This window comes from Pseudomonas sp. CH61, from assembly GCF_059429415.1.
On record NZ_CM182098.1, the window covers coordinates 5,643,623 to 5,658,995 of the forward strand.

At 60.2% G+C, this 15,373-nt stretch carries 14 protein-coding genes; 2 read left to right on the forward strand and 12 right to left on the reverse strand.

The features are described from left to right. Positions 1-61 precede the first annotated feature (61 nt). The 8 genes from AC5SEM_RS25505 to AC5SEM_RS25540 form a co-directional block, all read right to left on the reverse strand. A complete protein-coding gene (locus AC5SEM_RS25505) occupies positions 62-958 on the reverse strand; it encodes a peptidoglycan DD-metalloendopeptidase family protein (RefSeq protein WP_495471522.1) in 897 nt (298 codons plus the stop codon). Between the two features lie 208 nt (positions 959-1,166). Beyond that, entirely contained in the window at positions 1,167-2,123 is a 957-nt protein-coding gene (locus AC5SEM_RS25510; RefSeq protein ID WP_495471523.1) for a response regulator, read from the reverse strand. A 176-nt stretch (positions 2,124-2,299) separates the two neighbouring features. Next, complete coding sequence (phoU, locus tag AC5SEM_RS25515) at positions 2,300-3,061, reverse strand: phosphate signaling complex protein PhoU (RefSeq protein ID WP_016985766.1); 762 nt, start codon at positions 3,059-3,061, stop codon at positions 2,300-2,302. Between the two features lie 121 nt (positions 3,062-3,182). Continuing rightward, positions 3,183-4,016, reverse strand: a complete 834-nt coding sequence (pstB, locus tag AC5SEM_RS25520; protein WP_034152104.1) for a phosphate ABC transporter ATP-binding protein PstB — start codon at positions 4,014-4,016, stop codon at positions 3,183-3,185. Positions 4,017-4,185: 169 nt separating this feature from the next. Further along, positions 4,186-5,856 carry a phosphate ABC transporter permease PstA gene (gene pstA / locus AC5SEM_RS25525; protein WP_077575089.1) on the reverse strand — a complete coding sequence of 557 codons (1,671 nt, stop codon included), beginning with the start codon at positions 5,854-5,856 and terminating at the stop codon, positions 4,186-4,188. A 16-nt stretch (positions 5,857-5,872) separates the two neighbouring features. After that, a complete protein-coding gene (locus AC5SEM_RS25530) occupies positions 5,873-7,906 on the reverse strand; it encodes an ABC transporter permease subunit (RefSeq protein WP_193559267.1) in 2,034 nt (677 codons plus the stop codon). Between the two features lie 422 nt (positions 7,907-8,328). After that, a complete protein-coding gene (locus AC5SEM_RS25535; RefSeq protein ID WP_495471524.1) occupies positions 8,329-9,327 on the reverse strand; it encodes a phosphate ABC transporter substrate-binding protein PstS in 999 nt (332 codons plus the stop codon). 234 nt (positions 9,328-9,561) lie between these two features. Further along, positions 9,562-10,860, reverse strand: a complete 1,299-nt coding sequence (locus AC5SEM_RS25540; RefSeq protein ID WP_495471525.1) for an MFS transporter — start codon at positions 10,858-10,860, stop codon at positions 9,562-9,564. A gap of 376 nt (positions 10,861-11,236) precedes the next feature. On the opposite strand from AC5SEM_RS25540, the gene AC5SEM_RS25545 reads away from it, so the two are divergent. Further along, positions 11,237-11,641: an acyl-CoA thioesterase gene (locus tag AC5SEM_RS25545; RefSeq protein ID WP_003229628.1), complete on the forward strand. Its 405-nt coding sequence runs from the start codon at positions 11,237-11,239 to the stop codon at positions 11,639-11,641. Positions 11,642-11,699: 58 nt separating this feature from the next. Further along, positions 11,700-12,599: a D-hexose-6-phosphate mutarotase gene (locus tag AC5SEM_RS25550; RefSeq protein ID WP_495471526.1), complete on the forward strand. Its 900-nt coding sequence runs from the start codon at positions 11,700-11,702 to the stop codon at positions 12,597-12,599. A 124-nt stretch (positions 12,600-12,723) separates the two neighbouring features. On the opposite strand, the gene AC5SEM_RS25555 is transcribed toward AC5SEM_RS25550, so the two are convergent. The 4 genes from AC5SEM_RS25555 to purE form a co-directional block, all read right to left on the reverse strand. Beyond that, entirely contained in the window at positions 12,724-13,260 is a 537-nt protein-coding gene (locus AC5SEM_RS25555; protein WP_007920225.1) for a DUF3299 domain-containing protein, read from the reverse strand. Between the two features lie 93 nt (positions 13,261-13,353). Continuing rightward, a complete protein-coding gene (locus AC5SEM_RS25560) occupies positions 13,354-13,599 on the reverse strand; it encodes a GlsB/YeaQ/YmgE family stress response membrane protein (RefSeq protein ID WP_007920223.1) in 246 nt (81 codons plus the stop codon). 110 nt (positions 13,600-13,709) lie between these two features. After that, positions 13,710-14,792: a 5-(carboxyamino)imidazole ribonucleotide synthase gene (locus AC5SEM_RS25565; protein ID WP_077575094.1), complete on the reverse strand. Its 1,083-nt coding sequence runs from the start codon at positions 14,790-14,792 to the stop codon at positions 13,710-13,712. A gap of 10 nt (positions 14,793-14,802) precedes the next feature. Further along, entirely contained in the window at positions 14,803-15,294 is a 492-nt protein-coding gene (purE, locus tag AC5SEM_RS25570) for a 5-(carboxyamino)imidazole ribonucleotide mutase (protein WP_007920220.1), read from the reverse strand. Between the last annotated feature and the right edge of the window lie 79 nt (positions 15,295-15,373).

Here is a 15,373-nt window from a genome sequence, read left to right on the forward strand (position 1 = left end):
AGGGTGGGAGCGAGCCGGCTCCGGGCGGCGTTCCGACGAAGAGGTCCGCAGATGCAGCACATCATTGCTTGCCCAACGCAAAGTTGGGCAACGCCCCCAGCGGCTGGTTGAACTGATACGGAATCGACACCAACCCTTCCCCGGTATTGCGCTGCACCACAAAGTGCAAATGCGGGCCGCTGCTGTTGCCAGTGTTGCCTGACAGCGCCAGCGGACTGCCCACCGTCACTCGTTGCCCTTCGCGCACGCTCACCGAACCTTGCTTTAGGTGCAGGTACACGCCCATGGTGCCGTCGTCATGCAGCACCCGCACGAAATTGCCCGATGCATCCGAGCCGCGACCGCTCTGTGAATTCTCGGTCTTCACCACCACCCCTGCCCGCGCGGCAATGATCGGCGTGCCGACCGGCATCGCGATGTCCATCGCATAGCGATTCTTCGGTCCGTAGTGGCTGTACTGGCCGTTGGCACCCTGGCTCAGACGAAACGGTCCGCCGCGCCATGGCAGTGGATAGCGATAGCCCTGCGCGGTGCCTGTGGGGTCGCCGAGGGAGTAATGGAACTGCGGCGTATACACCAACGGCTTGCCGCCGGTAATCGCCGTGAGCAGAGCCAAGCGCGTGTTGCTGCGCGCTGGCAGCACCCGGCGGATGGTTTGTGCCGGCGCGCCACGCACATTGCTCATCCCGGTAAACGCCAGCGCCACCTCGACCGGCGCATACAGATCATTGCGCACGAAGACCACGTCAGTGCCTTTCTGTTTTTTGATGTCGAGATAGACCTGCCGCTCGAGGCGCTCGACCATGCGGTCCTGAAAGACGAACACCTGCGCGCCTTTGCTTGGCCGGTCGCTGTAGGAGACCACGCCGTTGGCATCGGTGGATTTGTAAATGGTCATGGCCACAGCCGAGGAGGAGGCCATGAAGAGACCATAGAAAAACAGCAGGCGCGCGAGCATGGGCAAGAGTCTGTCGAAGTAAGGCCTGGGAATGAGCCTAGCAGGTGAAGCAGACCAGGCTAGTCGACAGATGTTTCAAATTGGCCAGTCTGGGAGATTGGTGGTGCAAGTGATGGCCCCTTCGCGAGCAGGCTCGCTCCCACATTTGAAACGCATTTCAAGGTGGGAGCGAGCCTGCTCGCGAAGGCGGACTGTCAGACGACGAAGATCACGCGCCCGGAACGAAGTGCTTCTGCGCCGTGCCGCGGGCGATCAGGCGGGAGATGTAGTCGAGCTTCTGCGCGTCCTGATCGACGAAGCGGAAGGTCAGTTGCAGCCATTCGCTGTCCGGTTTCGGCTCAAACGCGACGACGGCGTGCAGGTAACCGTTGAGGCGGGCGATTTCCGCGTTGTCGCCCTGCTCCAGATCGAGCACGGCGCTGTCGAGGATCTGCGGCAGGGTGTCGGTGCGTTTTACCACCAACAACGCTTCCTTGATGCTCAGAGCCTTGATCACGCATTGCTGAGTACCGCTTGGCAGGCGCAATTGGCCCTGGCCACGGCCGCTGGCCGGAGCCGACGCGGCGGCTGGTGCCTTGACCGGTGGGCTGTTGAGCAAACCACGCGATGGCGCAGCGGCGGGCGCTGGTGCGGCAACTGCCGGTTTGGCAAACGGATTGACCGCAGCGGCCGCCGGAGCACCGCCGACCACGGCGGGCTTGCCACCGGTCAAGGCGCTCAGGGAATCGTTGCCGAACGCCGAGTTCATTTTGGTCGGCGCGCTGTTCATCAGGGTGTCGAGCTTGCCGACCTTGTTCAGCGCCTGCTTGACCTTGGTCAGCAGTTGCTCGTTGGTGAACGGCTTGCTGACGTAGCCGGAAACGCCAGCCTGAATCGCCTGCACGACGTTTTCCTTGTCGCCACGGCTGGTGACCATGACGAATGGCATGGTCTTGAGGTTGTCTTGCTCACGGCACCAGGTCAGCAGTTCGAGACCGGACATTTCCGGCATTTCCCAGTCGCACAGGACCAGGTCAAAGGCTTCTCTGGCCAGCATGGCCTGAGCCTTTTTACCGTTGACGGCGTCCTCGGTGCGGATCCCCGGGAAGTAATTACGCAGGCACTTTTTCACCAGGTCACGAATGAACGAAGCATCGTCCACGACCAACACACTGATCTTGCTCATCCAACACCCCTATTAAAATCCCGGCAAGCATAACGCTGGCTGATGGCACATTGCCAAAACTCTTCAGTCACGCCGGGACTTTTCGTTCGCGGGTGCTGCTTTTTAATCGAATCTGCCCATGAAAAGCACAAACAAAAACGCCCGGCCAAAGGGCCGGGCGCTTTTCTCAGGCAATCTTACTTATCGTCAGCATTGCCCGGAACATTAGCGGTTTCGCCGCTTGTGCCTTCAACTTCTTCTTTCATGCGCTTGAGGCCCATGTGGCGCACGTCGGTGCCGCGCACCAGGTAAATGACCAATTCAGAGATATTGCGCGCGTGGTCGCCGATGCGTTCCAGCGAACGCAGGACCCAGATAATGCTCAAGACCCGCGAGATAGAGCGCGGGTCTTCCATCATGTAGGTGGCCAGTTCACGCAATGCGGTCTTGTATTCGCGGTCGATGATCTTGTCGTATTGCGCCACCGACAACGCCAGATCGGCGTCGAAACGGGCAAACGCGTCCAGCGCATCACGAACCATATTGCGCACCTGGTCGCCAATGTGACGAACCTCGACGTAACCGCGCGGCGCTTCGCCTTCTTCGCACAGCTGAATCGCTCGACGAGCGATCTTGGTCGCTTCGTCACCGATGCGCTCGAGGTCGATCACCGACTTGGAGATGCTGATGATCAAACGCAGGTCGGACGCCGCCGGCTGACGGCGGGCGAGAATGCGCAGGCATTCTTCGTCGATGTTGCGTTCCATCTGGTTGATCTGGTCGTCGATCTCGCGCACCTGCTGAGCCAGACCGGAATCGGCCTCGATCAGCGCGGTCACCGCGTCGTTGACCTGCTTCTCGACCAGCCCGCCCATGGCCAGGAGGTGGCTGCGCACTTCCTCAAGCTCGGCGTTGAACTGCGCAGAGATGTGATGGGTAAGGCCTTCCTTAGAAATCATTGTGTTCGCTCCGCAAAAGCTTTAACCAAGAGCTGCAAGCTACGAGCTGCAAGCTGAAATTTGTCGTTACGCTGAACCGCTTTGACTTGCCGCTCGCAGCTTGAAGCTCGCGGCTGTACGGTCAACCGTATCGACCGGTGATGTAGTCTTCGGTCTGCTTCTTCGCCGGATTGGTGAACAGGGTATCGGTGTCGCCGAATTCCACCAGTTTGCCCATGTACATGAACGCCGTGTAGTCGGACACCCGCGCCGCCTGTTGCATGTTGTGCGTGACGATGACGATGGTGAACTTGGATTTCAGCTCGTAGATCAGCTCTTCGACTTTCAGCGTCGAGATCGGGTCGAGGGCCGAGCACGGTTCGTCAAGCAGCAGCACTTCCGGCTCAACCGCGATGGTACGGGCGATGACCAGACGCTGTTGCTGACCACCGGACAGACCGAGTGCCGATTCATGCAGACGGTCTTTGACTTCGTCCCACAGCGCCGCGCCTTTCAACGCCCACTCGACCGCTTCATCAAGGACGCGTTTCTTGTTGATGCCCTGGATGCGCAGGCCGTACACGACGTTCTCGTAGATGGTTTTCGGGAACGGGTTGGGCTTCTGGAACACCATGCCGACACGACGACGCAGCTCCGCAACGTCTTCGCCTTTGCGATAGATGTTGTTGCCGTACAGGTTGATCGCGCCTTCTACGCGGCAGCCGTCAACCAGATCATTCATGCGGTTGAAGGTGCGCAGCAACGTCGATTTACCGCAACCGGACGGGCCGATGAACGCGGTCACGCGCTGCTTCGGGATGTTCATGCTGACGTCGAACAGTGCTTGTTTCTCACCGTAGTACAGGCTCAGGCCCGGTACTTCGATGGCCACGGTTTCCTGTTCGAGACTGAGGCTCTGCTTGTCGCGGCCCAGGGCAGACATATTGATGCCGTGGGTATGTGTTTCGTGCTGCATGGGAGGCTCCCTGTGCTAACAAATTTGGTTCGGAACACTGCTTGTTGCAGCTTCCATCAATATTCCAGTGGACGCGGTTCAATGTGGGAGCGAGCCTGCTCGCGAAGGGGCCCTTGAGGCCGCCAAAAGCTTCGCGAGCAGGCTCGCTCCCACAGGGTTCGCGTCGTCCTTAGCTATCCAGTGCTTTGTATTTTTCACGCAGGTGGTTGCGGATATACACCGCCGACAGGTTCAACGTGGCGATCACCAGCACCAGCAGCAGCGCCGTGGCGTACACCAGCGGGCGGGCCGCTTCGACGTTCGGGCTCTGGAAGCCGACGTCATAGATGTGGAAGCCCAGGTGCATGATCTTCTGATCCAGGTGCAGGTACGGGTAGTTGCCGTCCACTGGCAGCGACGGCGCCAGTTTCACCACACCCACCAACATCAGCGGCGCCACTTCACCAGCAGCACGGGCCACGGCGAGAATCATGCCGGTCATCATCGCCGGGCTGGCCATCGGGATCACAATCTTCCACAAGGTTTCAGCCTTGGTCGCGCCCAGTGCCAGCGAACCTTCACGCACGGTGCGCGGAATACGCGCCAGACCTTCCTCGGTCGCGACGATCACCACCGGCACCGCCAGTAGCGCCAAGGTCAGCGAGGCCCAGAGCAGACCCGGCGTACCGAAGGTCGGTGCCGGCAAAGCTTCGGGGAAGAACAAGCGGTCGACCGAACCACCGAGTACGTAAACGAAGAAGCCCAGACCGAACACGCCGTAAACGATCGCCGGTACGCCGGCGAGGTTGTTCACCGCGATACGGATGATCCGCGTCAGGGTGTTCTGCTTGGCGTATTCGCGCAGGTACACCGCCGCCAGCACGCCGAACGGGGTGACGATCATCGCCATGATCAGGGTCATCATCACGGTGCCGAAGATCGCCGGGAAAATCCCGCCTTCGGTGTTCGCTTCACGCGGGTCGTCCGAGAGGAATTCCCAGATCTTGCTGAAGTAGAAGCCGACCTTGGTAAAGGTGCTCATCGCGTTCGGCTGGTAGGCGTGAACCACTTTGCCCAGACCGATTTCGATCTCTTTGCCGTTGGCGTCACGAGCCGTCAAGGCATCGCGGTTGAACTGCGCATGCAGATCGGCCAGACGCGCTTCGATGTCCTGATAACGCGCATTCAGCTCGGCACGCTCGGATTCCATGTCCGCTTGCGCGGTGGCGTCGAGCTTGCCTTCCAGTTCCAATTTGCGACCGTGCAGACGGATGCGTTCCAGCCCTGCGTTGATCGCACCGATGTCGGTTTTTTCCAGCGACTTCAGTTGTGCCGCCAGACCGTTCACACGGTTGATCCGCGCTTGCAGTTCAGGCCACGCAGCCTCGCCTTCGGCGATGACTTTGCCATCCTGTTTGACGTTGACCAGGTAGCCGTAGAAGTTGCCCCACTCGCGACGCTCGATCGCCATCAACTCTGGCGGCGTGGTCTGGTTGGTCAGCCACTCGCCGACGATCCAGGTGAAGTCGTTGCCGTTCAAGTCTCGGTTGCCGACCTTGATCAGCTCACGGGTCATGAATTCCGGACCTGCGTCAGGCACCGGCAAACCGGCACTCTTCAGACGGGCACGGGGCACTTCTTCTTTCTGTACCACTTCGCCGATGACCAGGTGATTGGCCTGGCCCGGTACGTCGTAGTTGGCGTGGACCAGGTCCGCCGGCCAGAAGTGACCCAGACCGCGCACGGCAATCACCGCCAGCAGGCCAATGGTCATGATGACCGCGATGGACACCGCGCCACCGCTGATCCAGACGCCCGGGGCGCCGCTCTTGAACCATCCTTTCAGGGAGTTCTGTTTCACAGACTTCTACCTTTGCTTAAAGCGACGAGTATTTCTTGCGCAGACGCTGACGAATCAGTTCTGCCAGGGTGTTCATGACGAAGGTGAACAACAGCAGCACCAGCGCCGAGAGGAACAGCACGCGGTAGTGGCTGCCGCCGACTTCCGACTCGGGCATTTCCACCGCGACGTTGGCGGCCAGGGTGCGCAGGCCTTCGAACAGGTTCATTTCCATGACCGGGGTGTTGCCGGTGGCCATCAGCACGATCATGGTTTCGCCGACCGCACGGCCCATGCCGATCATCAGCGCCGAGAAGATCCCCGGGCTAGCGGTCAGGATCACTACGCGAGTCATGGTCTGCCACGGCGTGGCACCCAGAGCCAGCGAACCGAGGGTCAGGCCGCGCGGCACACTGAACACGGCGTCTTCAGCGATCGAGTAGATGTTCGGGATCACCGCAAAACCCATGGCCAGACCGACCACCAGAGCGTTGCGCTGGTCGTAGGTGATGCCCAGGTCGTGGGAGATCCACATGCGCATGTCACCGCCGAAGAACCAGTTCTCCATGAACGGACTCATGTACAGCGACAACCAGCCCACAAACAGGATCACCGGAATCAGCAGCGCACTTTCCCAGCCGTCCGGGACTTTCAGGCGGATCGATTCAGGCAGACGGCTGAAGGTGAAACCGGCGACCAGGATGCCGATCGGCAACAACATCAGCAGGCTGAAGATGCCCGGCAGATGCCCTTCTACATACGGTGCGAGGAACAGACCGGCGAAGAAGCCGAGGATCACCGTCGGCATCGCTTCCATCAGCTCGATCACCGGTTTGACCTTGCGGCGCATGCCCGGGGCCATGAAGTAGGCGGTGTAGATCGCCGCAGCAACCGCCAGTGGCGCGGCCAGCAGCATCGCGTAGAACGCGGCTTTCAGGGTGCCGAAGGTCAGTGGCGAGAGGCTCAGTTTCGGTTCGAAATCGGTGTTGGCCGCAGTCGATTGCCAGACGTATTTAGGCTCGTCGTAGTTCTCGTACCAGACCTTGCTCCACAGCGCGCTCCACGAGACTTCCGGGTGCGGGTTGTCGAGCAGCAATGGTTGCAGCTTGCCGCCGGCTTCAACGATCACGCGGTTGGCGCGCGGTGACAGGCCGAATACGCCTTGACCATCGACCACCTGATCAACCAGCAGCGTGCGATGTGCGGTGCTGTGGAACACGCCAAGCTTGCCGCTGGCATCCAGCGCGAGGAAGCCTTTGCGCCGTTCTTCAGCGCTGATTTCAACGATCGGCGTGGTGCCCATCTGGAAGGTGCGGATCTGTTTCAGGCGCAGCTCACCGTCGGTATCACGGGCCATGAACCATTGGGCCAGACCACCCTTGGAGTCGCCGACGATCAGCGAGATGCCACCGACCAGTTGCGTGGTCGCGGTAACTTCAGCGTCAGCGTTTTCCAGCAGTTTGTAGCGCCCGTTGAGGCTCTTGTCGCGCAGGCTGAACACATCGGCCTGAGCGCGACCGTTGACCACATACAGCCACTGCTGGCGCGGGTCGACGAAGATGTTTTTCACCGGCTCAGTCATCTGCGGCAGATCGATACGCTTCTGCTCGTTGGTGACTTCGCCAGTCATCATGTTTTCTTCGCTGGTCAGCGACAGCACATTGAGTTGCGAACCGGTCGAACCGACCAGCATCAGGGTCGTGTCGGTGGCGTTGAGGCTGACATGCTCCAGCGCACCGCCGGCTTCGTTCAGCGCGATCGGCGTCTCGCCATACGGATATTCGATGGCCGGGCTGATGGTTTTCTTGCCATCGGGGTAGCTGACTTTATAGGTGTGACGGAACACCAGCGCCTGACCGTTGGACAGGCCCACGGCCACCAGCGGATGGCCCGGCTGGTCTTCACCAATCGAGGTTACGGTGGCGCCGGCCGGCACCGGCAGATCGACGCGCTTCAGTTCAGCGCCACTGTCGATATCAAAGAACAATGCCTGGCCCTTGTCGGAAACGCGCATCGCCACCTGATTCTGCTCTTCGAGCGAAATCATCAGCGGCTTGCCGGCGTCCTGCATCCAGGCCGGGGTGATCGAGTCTTTCGCGGTCAGGTCGGCACCCTGGAACAGCGGCGCAACCACGTAGGCGAGGAAGAAGAAGATCAGGGTGATGGCTGCCAGCACCGCGAGACCGCCAACGAGGACGTACCAGCGGGTGAAGCGATCCTTGAGCGCGCGAATGCGGCGCTTGCGTTGCAGCTCAGGCGTATTGAAATCAATGCGCTTGGGAGGATTAGTAGTCATGTGGGAATTGGCCAGATCATTCATGCGCTCACCCTAGCGATCCTGTATGACAGAAAGATGACAATGCAGTGACGCAGCAAATCCACCGCCAGCGGGACTGGCAGAGGATCAAAAATTTGAGGTGTGGAAAAGGCCGGCCTGCAAGCAGATCCGGCCTTTTACCTGAGTCCGGCGGGGTTCACCCCGGACTCAATTTGTTACTTCTTTGCGACAGCGCCGCCTTCCTGCAGACCCAGGTCAGCCAGTGCTTTTGCAGCAACCTTGGCTGGCAGTGGGATGTAGCCGTCTTTCACTACCACTTCCTGGCCCTGTTTCGACAGCACCAGTTTCACGAACTCGGCTTCCAGCGGAGCCAGAGGCTTGTTCGGGGCTTTGTTGACGTAAACGTAGAGGAAACGCGACAGCGGATATTTGCCGTTCAGGGCGTTTTCTTCGGTATCTTCGATGAAGTCAGTGCTGCCCTTCTTCGACAGCGCAACGGTTTTCACGCTGGCAGTCTTGTAGCCGATGCCCGAGTAACCGATGCCGTTCAGCGAGGAGCTGATCGACTGCACCACCGACGCCGAACCTGGTTGTTCGTTGACGTTTGGTTTGTAGTCGCCTTTGCACAGGGCTTCTTCTTTGAAGTAGCCGTAGGTGCCGGATACCGAGTTACGACCGAACAGTTGCACTGGCTTGTTGGCCAGGTCGCCGGTCACGCCCAGGTCGCCCCAGGTTTTCACGTCGGCTTTGGCGCCGCACAGACGGGTCGACGAGAAGATCGCATCAACCTGTTCCATGGTCAGGTGCTGGATCGGGTTGTCCTTGTGTACGAAAACGGCCAGGGCATCCACGGCAACCGGGATAGCGGTTGGCTTGTAGCCGTACTTCTGCTCGAAGGCCGCCAGTTCGGTGTCCTTCATCTTGCGGCTCATCGGGCCCAGGTTGGAGGTGCCTTCAGTCAGCGCAGGTGGCGCAGTGGCGGAGCCAGCGGCCTGAATCTGGATGTTGACGTTCGGGTATTCTTTTTTGTAGTTCTCAGCCCAGAGGGTCATGAGGTTGGCCAGGGTATCGGAGCCGACGCTGGACAGGTTGCCCGACACACCAGTGGTCTTGGTGTAGCTCGGGATAGCAGGGTCAACAGCGGCGAACGCGTTGGCAGTCGCAACGCCAGCAGCGACAAAAGTCATTGCCGCCATCAAACGCTTCAGTTTCATGCCTTACTCCTAGCAGATAGGGTGTGTTAAGTCGGGGCCAAGTATCAGCAGGCCGTGTGAACACTCTATGGCTGAAATATGACAATTGGATGAAAGGCCAGCATCCGGGTTTTACAAGATGATTCGAGTTGCCCCCCATTCGCGAGCAGGCTCGCTCCCACAGTTGAAATGCATTCCAAATGTGGGAGCGAGCCTGCTCGCGAAGACGCCGGGACTATTGAGGGAGATTTCGGATCAACGCCCCTTCTTCCACAGCCACGCCCCCACCAGAATCCCCATGGTGCACAGCACCGCCACATAGTAGGCAGGTCCCATCGCGCTTTCTTTCAGCAGCAGACTGACCACCATCGGCGTCAGGCCACCAAAGATCGCGTAAGCCACGTTGTACGAGAACGACAAGCCGCTAAACCGCACCACCGGCGGAAACGCTTTAACCATCACATACGGCACCGCGCCGATGGTGCCGACCAGAAAACCGGTCAACGCGTACAGCGGGAACAGCCAGTTCGGGTGATCGGCGAGGCTGTGATAGAACGTCCACGAGCTGATCAGCAAGCCCAGGCAACCGAACACAAACACGCGGCCGGCCCCAAAGCGATCTGCCAGTGCGCCGGAAATGATGCAGCCGATGCTCAGGAACACGATCGCCAGACTGTTCGACTGCAGCGATTGCGTCGGCGTGAAGTGATAGACGGTTTGCAGCACGGTCGGGGTCATCAGGATGACCACAACGATGCCAGCGGAGAGCAACCAGGTCAGCAGCATCGAGATCGCAATCGCGCCGCGATGGTCACGCAGCACCGCGCGCAGCGGCACTTCTTCGGCCAGCGCCTTGCGCAATTGCAGCTCGGCGAACACCGGCGTCTCGTGCAACCAGCGGCGCAGGTAGACCGAGAACAGGCCGAACACACCGCCGAGCAGGAACGGGATCCGCCAGGCGTAATCGGAAACCTCGGCAGGCGTATAAATGCTGTTGATCGCCGTAGCGACCAGCGAGCCGAGCAGAATGCCGGCGGTCAGGCCGCTGGTGAGGGTGCCACAGGCGTAACCCATGTGCTTTTGCGGTACATGTTCGGAAACGAAGACCCACGCGCCCGGCACTTCACCGCCAATCGCCGCGCCCTGAATCACCCGCATCACCAGCAACAGGATCGGCGCCCACAGGCCGATCTGCGCGTACGTTGGCAGCAGCCCCATGATAAGGGTCGGCACGGCCATCATGAAGATGCTCAGGGTGAACATCTTCTTGCGCCCCAGCAGGTCGCCGAAGTGCGCCATGACGATGCCGCCCAGCGGCCGCGCGAGGTAACCGGCGGCGAAGATGCCGAAGGTCTGCATCAGGCGCAGCCACTCGGGCATGTCGGCCGGGAAGAACAGCTTGCCGACCACGGTGGCGAAGAAGACGAAGATGATGAAATCGTAAAACTCCAGCGCGCCACCGAGGGCGGACAGCGACAGAGTCTTGTAGTCATTGCGGGTCAACGGTCGTGCGGGTTGCTCGGGCTGCGCGAGGCTCGAAGGCGCTGTGGTCATGGCAAGGGCTTCTCTTATAGTCGGAACTGCCGCCACAACAACGCTGGCGGTGGCTTGGGCAGGTTCGGCACCATAGCAAATTGTTCGAAAAAGCACATAGAGCCGCGTAATTGACGGTCGAAATGAGAACCGGATGGTCGTCGTGGAGTCTACCGACCGATATACTCGCAACCTGCTCCGGTTTGTAGGGGGTTGCTGTGCGAAAACGTCGTTGGCCCGGCCTTTGCTCGGGATTAGCCGGTTTCGCAGAGTTTCTCCTTAGGCGCCTGATGGAAAACGTGACGAACGTAGTAGGTTCGGTGCTGAATCGTTTTTCCCGAAGACGGCTACCACCAGCAATACCAACGAAGAGTCACGGGTCAGAGGCACCCCCGGCATGATAGAGCTCGAACAAGAAGATCCAATCCCGCAAGGCGACCTGGCCCTGCAAATCACCGCACTTCCACGCGAAACCAATGGCTTTGGCGATATTTTCGGCGGCTGGCTGGTAGCGCAGATGGATTTGGCCGGCACCGCGATGGCCAGCCGTGTCGCTGGCGGTCGCGTCGCCACGGTTGCCATCGATCGCATGGCGTTCCTCGTGCCAGTGGCTGTCGGCGCACAATTGTCCTTCTATACCCAGACCCTGGAAATCGGCCGCAGCTCGATCCAGATGATGGTTGAAGTGTGGAGCGACGACCCGCTGTCCAGTGAGTGGCGTAAAGTGACCGAAGCCGTGTTTGTCTTCGTCGCCATCGACGGCAGCGGCCGCACTCGCTCGGTTCCGCCACGCGCGCGTTAAACCTCGCGGCCGTTTTACGGTCGATAATCGTCCCAAGTGTCTGATCGAGAGCTGTCCCATGAACACGCCCAACGTTGAAGCGGTGAAACTGGATGAACTGAACTGCTGGCGCATCCGCCACGGTCAGGCCGAAGTGCTGGTGGCCCAGCAAGGCGCGCACATCCTCAGTTATCAGATCGATGGGCAGCCGCCGATCATCTGGCTCAACGACAAAGCCGACTTCAAGACGGGCAAAAGCATTCGCGCCGGCGTGCCGGTGTGCTGGCCGTGGTTCGGCAAGTTCGAGCGCAACCCGCAGAGCGTGCAGGCCATGTACACCGGTGCGCAACCGGCACCCGCGCATGGTCTGGTGCGGGCGATGGATTGGGAGTTGGGCGGCATCGAATCAGAGGCTGACGGTGTCAAGGTCGAGTTCAAGCTGCCCTACCCTGACGGTGGCCTGCCGGGCTGGCCGCACGAAGTCGATCTGACCCTGACCCTGCATTTGTCCGAACAACTGAGCTTCAGCCTGACCAGCCACAACCGTGGCAGTGACAGCGTCAGCCTGAGCCAGGCGCTGCACACGTATTTCGCGGTCAGTGATGTGCGCAATGTGCAGGTCGACGGTGTCGATGGTTTGAATTACATCGAGACGCTGGATGACTGGAAAACCAACAGTCAGCAAGGCGATCTGCATTTTGCCGGCGAAACCGACCGCATCTACCTCGACGCTCCGCCGCAGTTGAGCATTGTCGACCCGACCTGGGAAAGACGCATTGTGCTGACGGCTACCGGTTCACGCACGGCGGTGATCTGGAACCCGTGGATCGATCGCGCGGCGGCATTGGCGGATATGGATAACGATGGCTGGCAGCGCATGTTGTGCATCGAGACGGCGAATGTGATGGATGACGTGGTTACGCTGGCGGCGGGTGCGAGCCATACCATGGGCGTCAGCGTCGCCAGCAAGCCGCTCTAACAGCACCGCAAAACCAAATGTAGGAGTGAGCCTGCTCGCGATAGCGGTTTGTCAGATCCATTAAATTGGCTGACACGACGCTTTCGCGAGCAGGCTCGCTCCCACAGTTGTTTGGTGGTGATTGTTAGAGATCAGATTCCTGCACCACCCGCACCTTGTCCGCTTCCAGCGCATACGCCGCATCGGCCAGATCATTGCTGACCTTCTCGACCTTCAGCGTGCCGGTCACCCACAGCGGCGTATAGATGTCGTCCAGTTTCAAACCCTTCGGATAACGCACCAGCACCAGTTGATTCGGCGGCGGTGGCGGCACGTGGATGCAAGCGCCCGGGTACGGCACGAGGAAGAACAGCGTGCTGCGGCCCTTGGCGTCGGACTCCAGCGGCACCGGATAACCACCGATGCGGATGTGCTTGTCGTTCATCGACGCCACGGTTTTGGTCGAATACATCACCGCCGGCAGACCTTTGGCCTGCTTCATCCCGCCCTTCTCGGTGAAGGTGCCGGTGGCTTCCGGGGAGTTGTGGTCGATTTCAGGCATGGCCTCGAGGGCCTTTTGATCCGACTTGGGCATCAGTTCGAGCCAGTCGGTTTCCGGCAGTTCGCCGGCGTGGGCCAAACCGCTGCCCAGGAAAAGGAGAGTCAACAGAAGACGGCGCATGAAGGTGCTCGGTATAGAAAGGAAGGAACATTGAATCGCCGAGCATTCTAGCCCTCCCGGCCACGTTGGCAGAGAGGGCTTTGTCGCTTTGGATCAGTTCTTTTTGATCAGGCCGTAGATCACCAGCAACACGATCGCGCCGACCAGTGCGCCGATGAAGCCTGCGCCCTCGCCCGCGTGATAGATGCCCAGGGCCTGGCCGCCGTAAGTGGCTGCCAGCGAACCGCCGATACCGAGCAGGATGGTCATGATCCAGCCCATGCTGTCATCGCCCGGCTTCAGGAACCGCGCCAGCAGGCCGACGATCAAGCCGATAAAGATGGTTCCGATAATTCCCATGGCAATTCCCTCTCAGTAGTAGATATGCGAAGCCTAGTCAGACTTTGGCATCCTGCCATGAGAGAACGGCGGCCCCTGAATGGTTCCGCCGCTGCCACATGAAACTGTCGTTACTCGCCGATCAGCGCTTCGACCTTGACGATCTGCGCCTGCAGCGTGGCCATGTCGGCGCAACGCAGGTTGGCGTGGCCGACCTTGCGCCCGGCCTTGAAGGCTTTGCCGTAGTGATGCAGATGGCAATCTTCGATGGCGATGACTTTCTCAACCGGTGGAACAACGCCGATGAAGTTGAGCATCGCACTCTCGCCGACCTTGGCCGTCGAACCCAGCGGCAGGCCGGCAACGGCGCGCAGGTGGTTTTCGAACTGGCTGCACTCGGCACCTTCGGTAGTCCAATGCCCGGAGTTGTGCACGCGCGGGGCGATTTCGTTGGCCTTGAGGCCACCGTCGACTTCAAAGAACTCGAACGCCATCACACCCACATAGTCGAGCTGCTTGAGCACACGGCTCGAGTAATCTTCGGCCAACGCCTGCAACGGGTGATCGGTGCTGGCCACCGATAGCTTGAGGATGCCGCTGTCGTGGGTGTTGTGTACCAGCGGATAGAACTTGGTTTCGCCATCGCGAGCACGCACGGCGATCAGCGAGACTTCACCGGTGAACGGCACGAAGCCTTCCAGCAGGCAGGACACACTGCCCAGTTCGGCGAAGGTGCCGACCACGTCTTCCGGCTTGCGCAGGACTTTCTGGCCCTTGCCGTCATAACCCAGGGTGCGGGTTTTCAGCACGGCCGGCAGACCGATCGAAGCCACGGCGGCATCCAGATCGGCTTGCGATTGAATGTCGGCGAAGGCCGGGGTCGGAATGCCCAGGTCCTTGAACATGCTCTTTTCGAACCAGCGGTCGCGAGCGATGCGCAGGGCTTCGGCACTCGGATAAACCGGCACAAACTGCGAGAGGAATGCCACGGTTTCGGCCGGGACGCTTTCGAATTCGAAGGTCACCAGATCGACTTCATCGGCCAGTTGGCGCAGATGATCCTGATCGCCGTAATCGGCCCGCAGGTGTTCGCCCAGCGCAGCGGCACAAGCGTCCGGCGCAGGGTCGAGGAAAGCGAAGTTCATGCCCAGCGGGGTGCCCGCCAGGGCCAACATGCGACCCAACTGGCCGCCACCGATTACACCGATCTTCATCTCAACAACCTCAGGCAATACGTGGGTCTGGATTGTCCAGGACGCTGTCTGTCTGCTCGGCACGGAAGGTTTTCAGTACCGCGTGGAACTGTGGATGCTTGGCGCCGAGGATGCTCGCCGAGAGCAGCGCGGCGTTGATCGCGCCAGCCTTGCCGATAGCGAGGGTGGCGACCGGGATGCCCGCTGGCATCTGCACGATCGACAGCAGCGAGTCGACACCCGAGAGCATGGCCGACTGCACTGGCACGCCCAGCACCGGCAGGTGGGTCTTGGCCGCACACATGCCTGGCAAGTGGGCTGCGCCACCGGCACCGGCGATAATCACCTCGATGCCGCGGCTTTCAGCCTCTTCGGCGTACTGGAACAGCAGATCCGGGGTACGGTGGGCAGAAACCACCTTGACCTCGTACGGGATGCCGAGCTTTTCCAGCATATCGGCGGTGTGGCTAAGGGTGGACCAATCGGACTTGGAGCCCATGATCACGCCAACCAGTGCACTCATCGTCGCGCCTCTTCTCTCTGGAGCGCCCGCAGGCGCGTCATAAAACAACAAGCCACGCAGGTTGCGTGGCTTGATTGTA

Bases quoted from the DNA above. Each gene is read 5' to 3' on its own strand.
- AC5SEM_RS25505 (WP_495471522.1), bottom strand. From the start codon at position 958: ATGCTCGCGCGCCTGCTGTTTTTCTATGGTCTCTTCATGGCCTCCTCC.
- AC5SEM_RS25510 (WP_495471523.1), bottom strand. From the start codon at position 2,123: ATGAGCAAGATCAGTGTGTTGGTCGTGGACGATGCTTCGTTCATTCGT.
- phoU (WP_016985766.1), bottom strand. From the start codon at position 3,061: ATGATTTCTAAGGAAGGCCTTACCCATCACATCTCTGCGCAGTTCAAC.
- pstB (WP_034152104.1), bottom strand. From the start codon at position 4,016: ATGCAGCACGAAACACATACCCACGGCATCAATATGTCTGCCCTGGGC.
- AC5SEM_RS25530 (WP_193559267.1), bottom strand. From the start codon at position 7,906: ATGCAGGACGCCGGCAAGCCGCTGATGATTTCGCTCGAAGAGCAGAAT.
- AC5SEM_RS25535 (WP_495471524.1), bottom strand. From the start codon at position 9,327: ATGAAACTGAAGCGTTTGATGGCGGCAATGACTTTTGTCGCTGCTGGC.
- AC5SEM_RS25540 (WP_495471525.1), bottom strand. From the start codon at position 10,860: ATGACCACAGCGCCTTCGAGCCTCGCGCAGCCCGAGCAACCCGCACGA.
- AC5SEM_RS25545 (WP_003229628.1), top strand. From the start codon at position 11,237: ATGATAGAGCTCGAACAAGAAGATCCAATCCCGCAAGGCGACCTGGCC.
- AC5SEM_RS25550 (WP_495471526.1), top strand. From the start codon at position 11,700: ATGAACACGCCCAACGTTGAAGCGGTGAAACTGGATGAACTGAACTGC.
- AC5SEM_RS25555 (WP_007920225.1), bottom strand. From the start codon at position 13,260: ATGCGCCGTCTTCTGTTGACTCTCCTTTTCCTGGGCAGCGGTTTGGCC.
- AC5SEM_RS25560 (WP_007920223.1), bottom strand. From the start codon at position 13,599: ATGGGAATTATCGGAACCATCTTTATCGGCTTGATCGTCGGCCTGCTG.
- AC5SEM_RS25565 (WP_077575094.1), bottom strand. From the start codon at position 14,792: ATGAAGATCGGTGTAATCGGTGGCGGCCAGTTGGGTCGCATGTTGGCC.
- purE (WP_007920220.1), bottom strand. From the start codon at position 15,294: ATGAGTGCACTGGTTGGCGTGATCATGGGCTCCAAGTCCGATTGGTCC.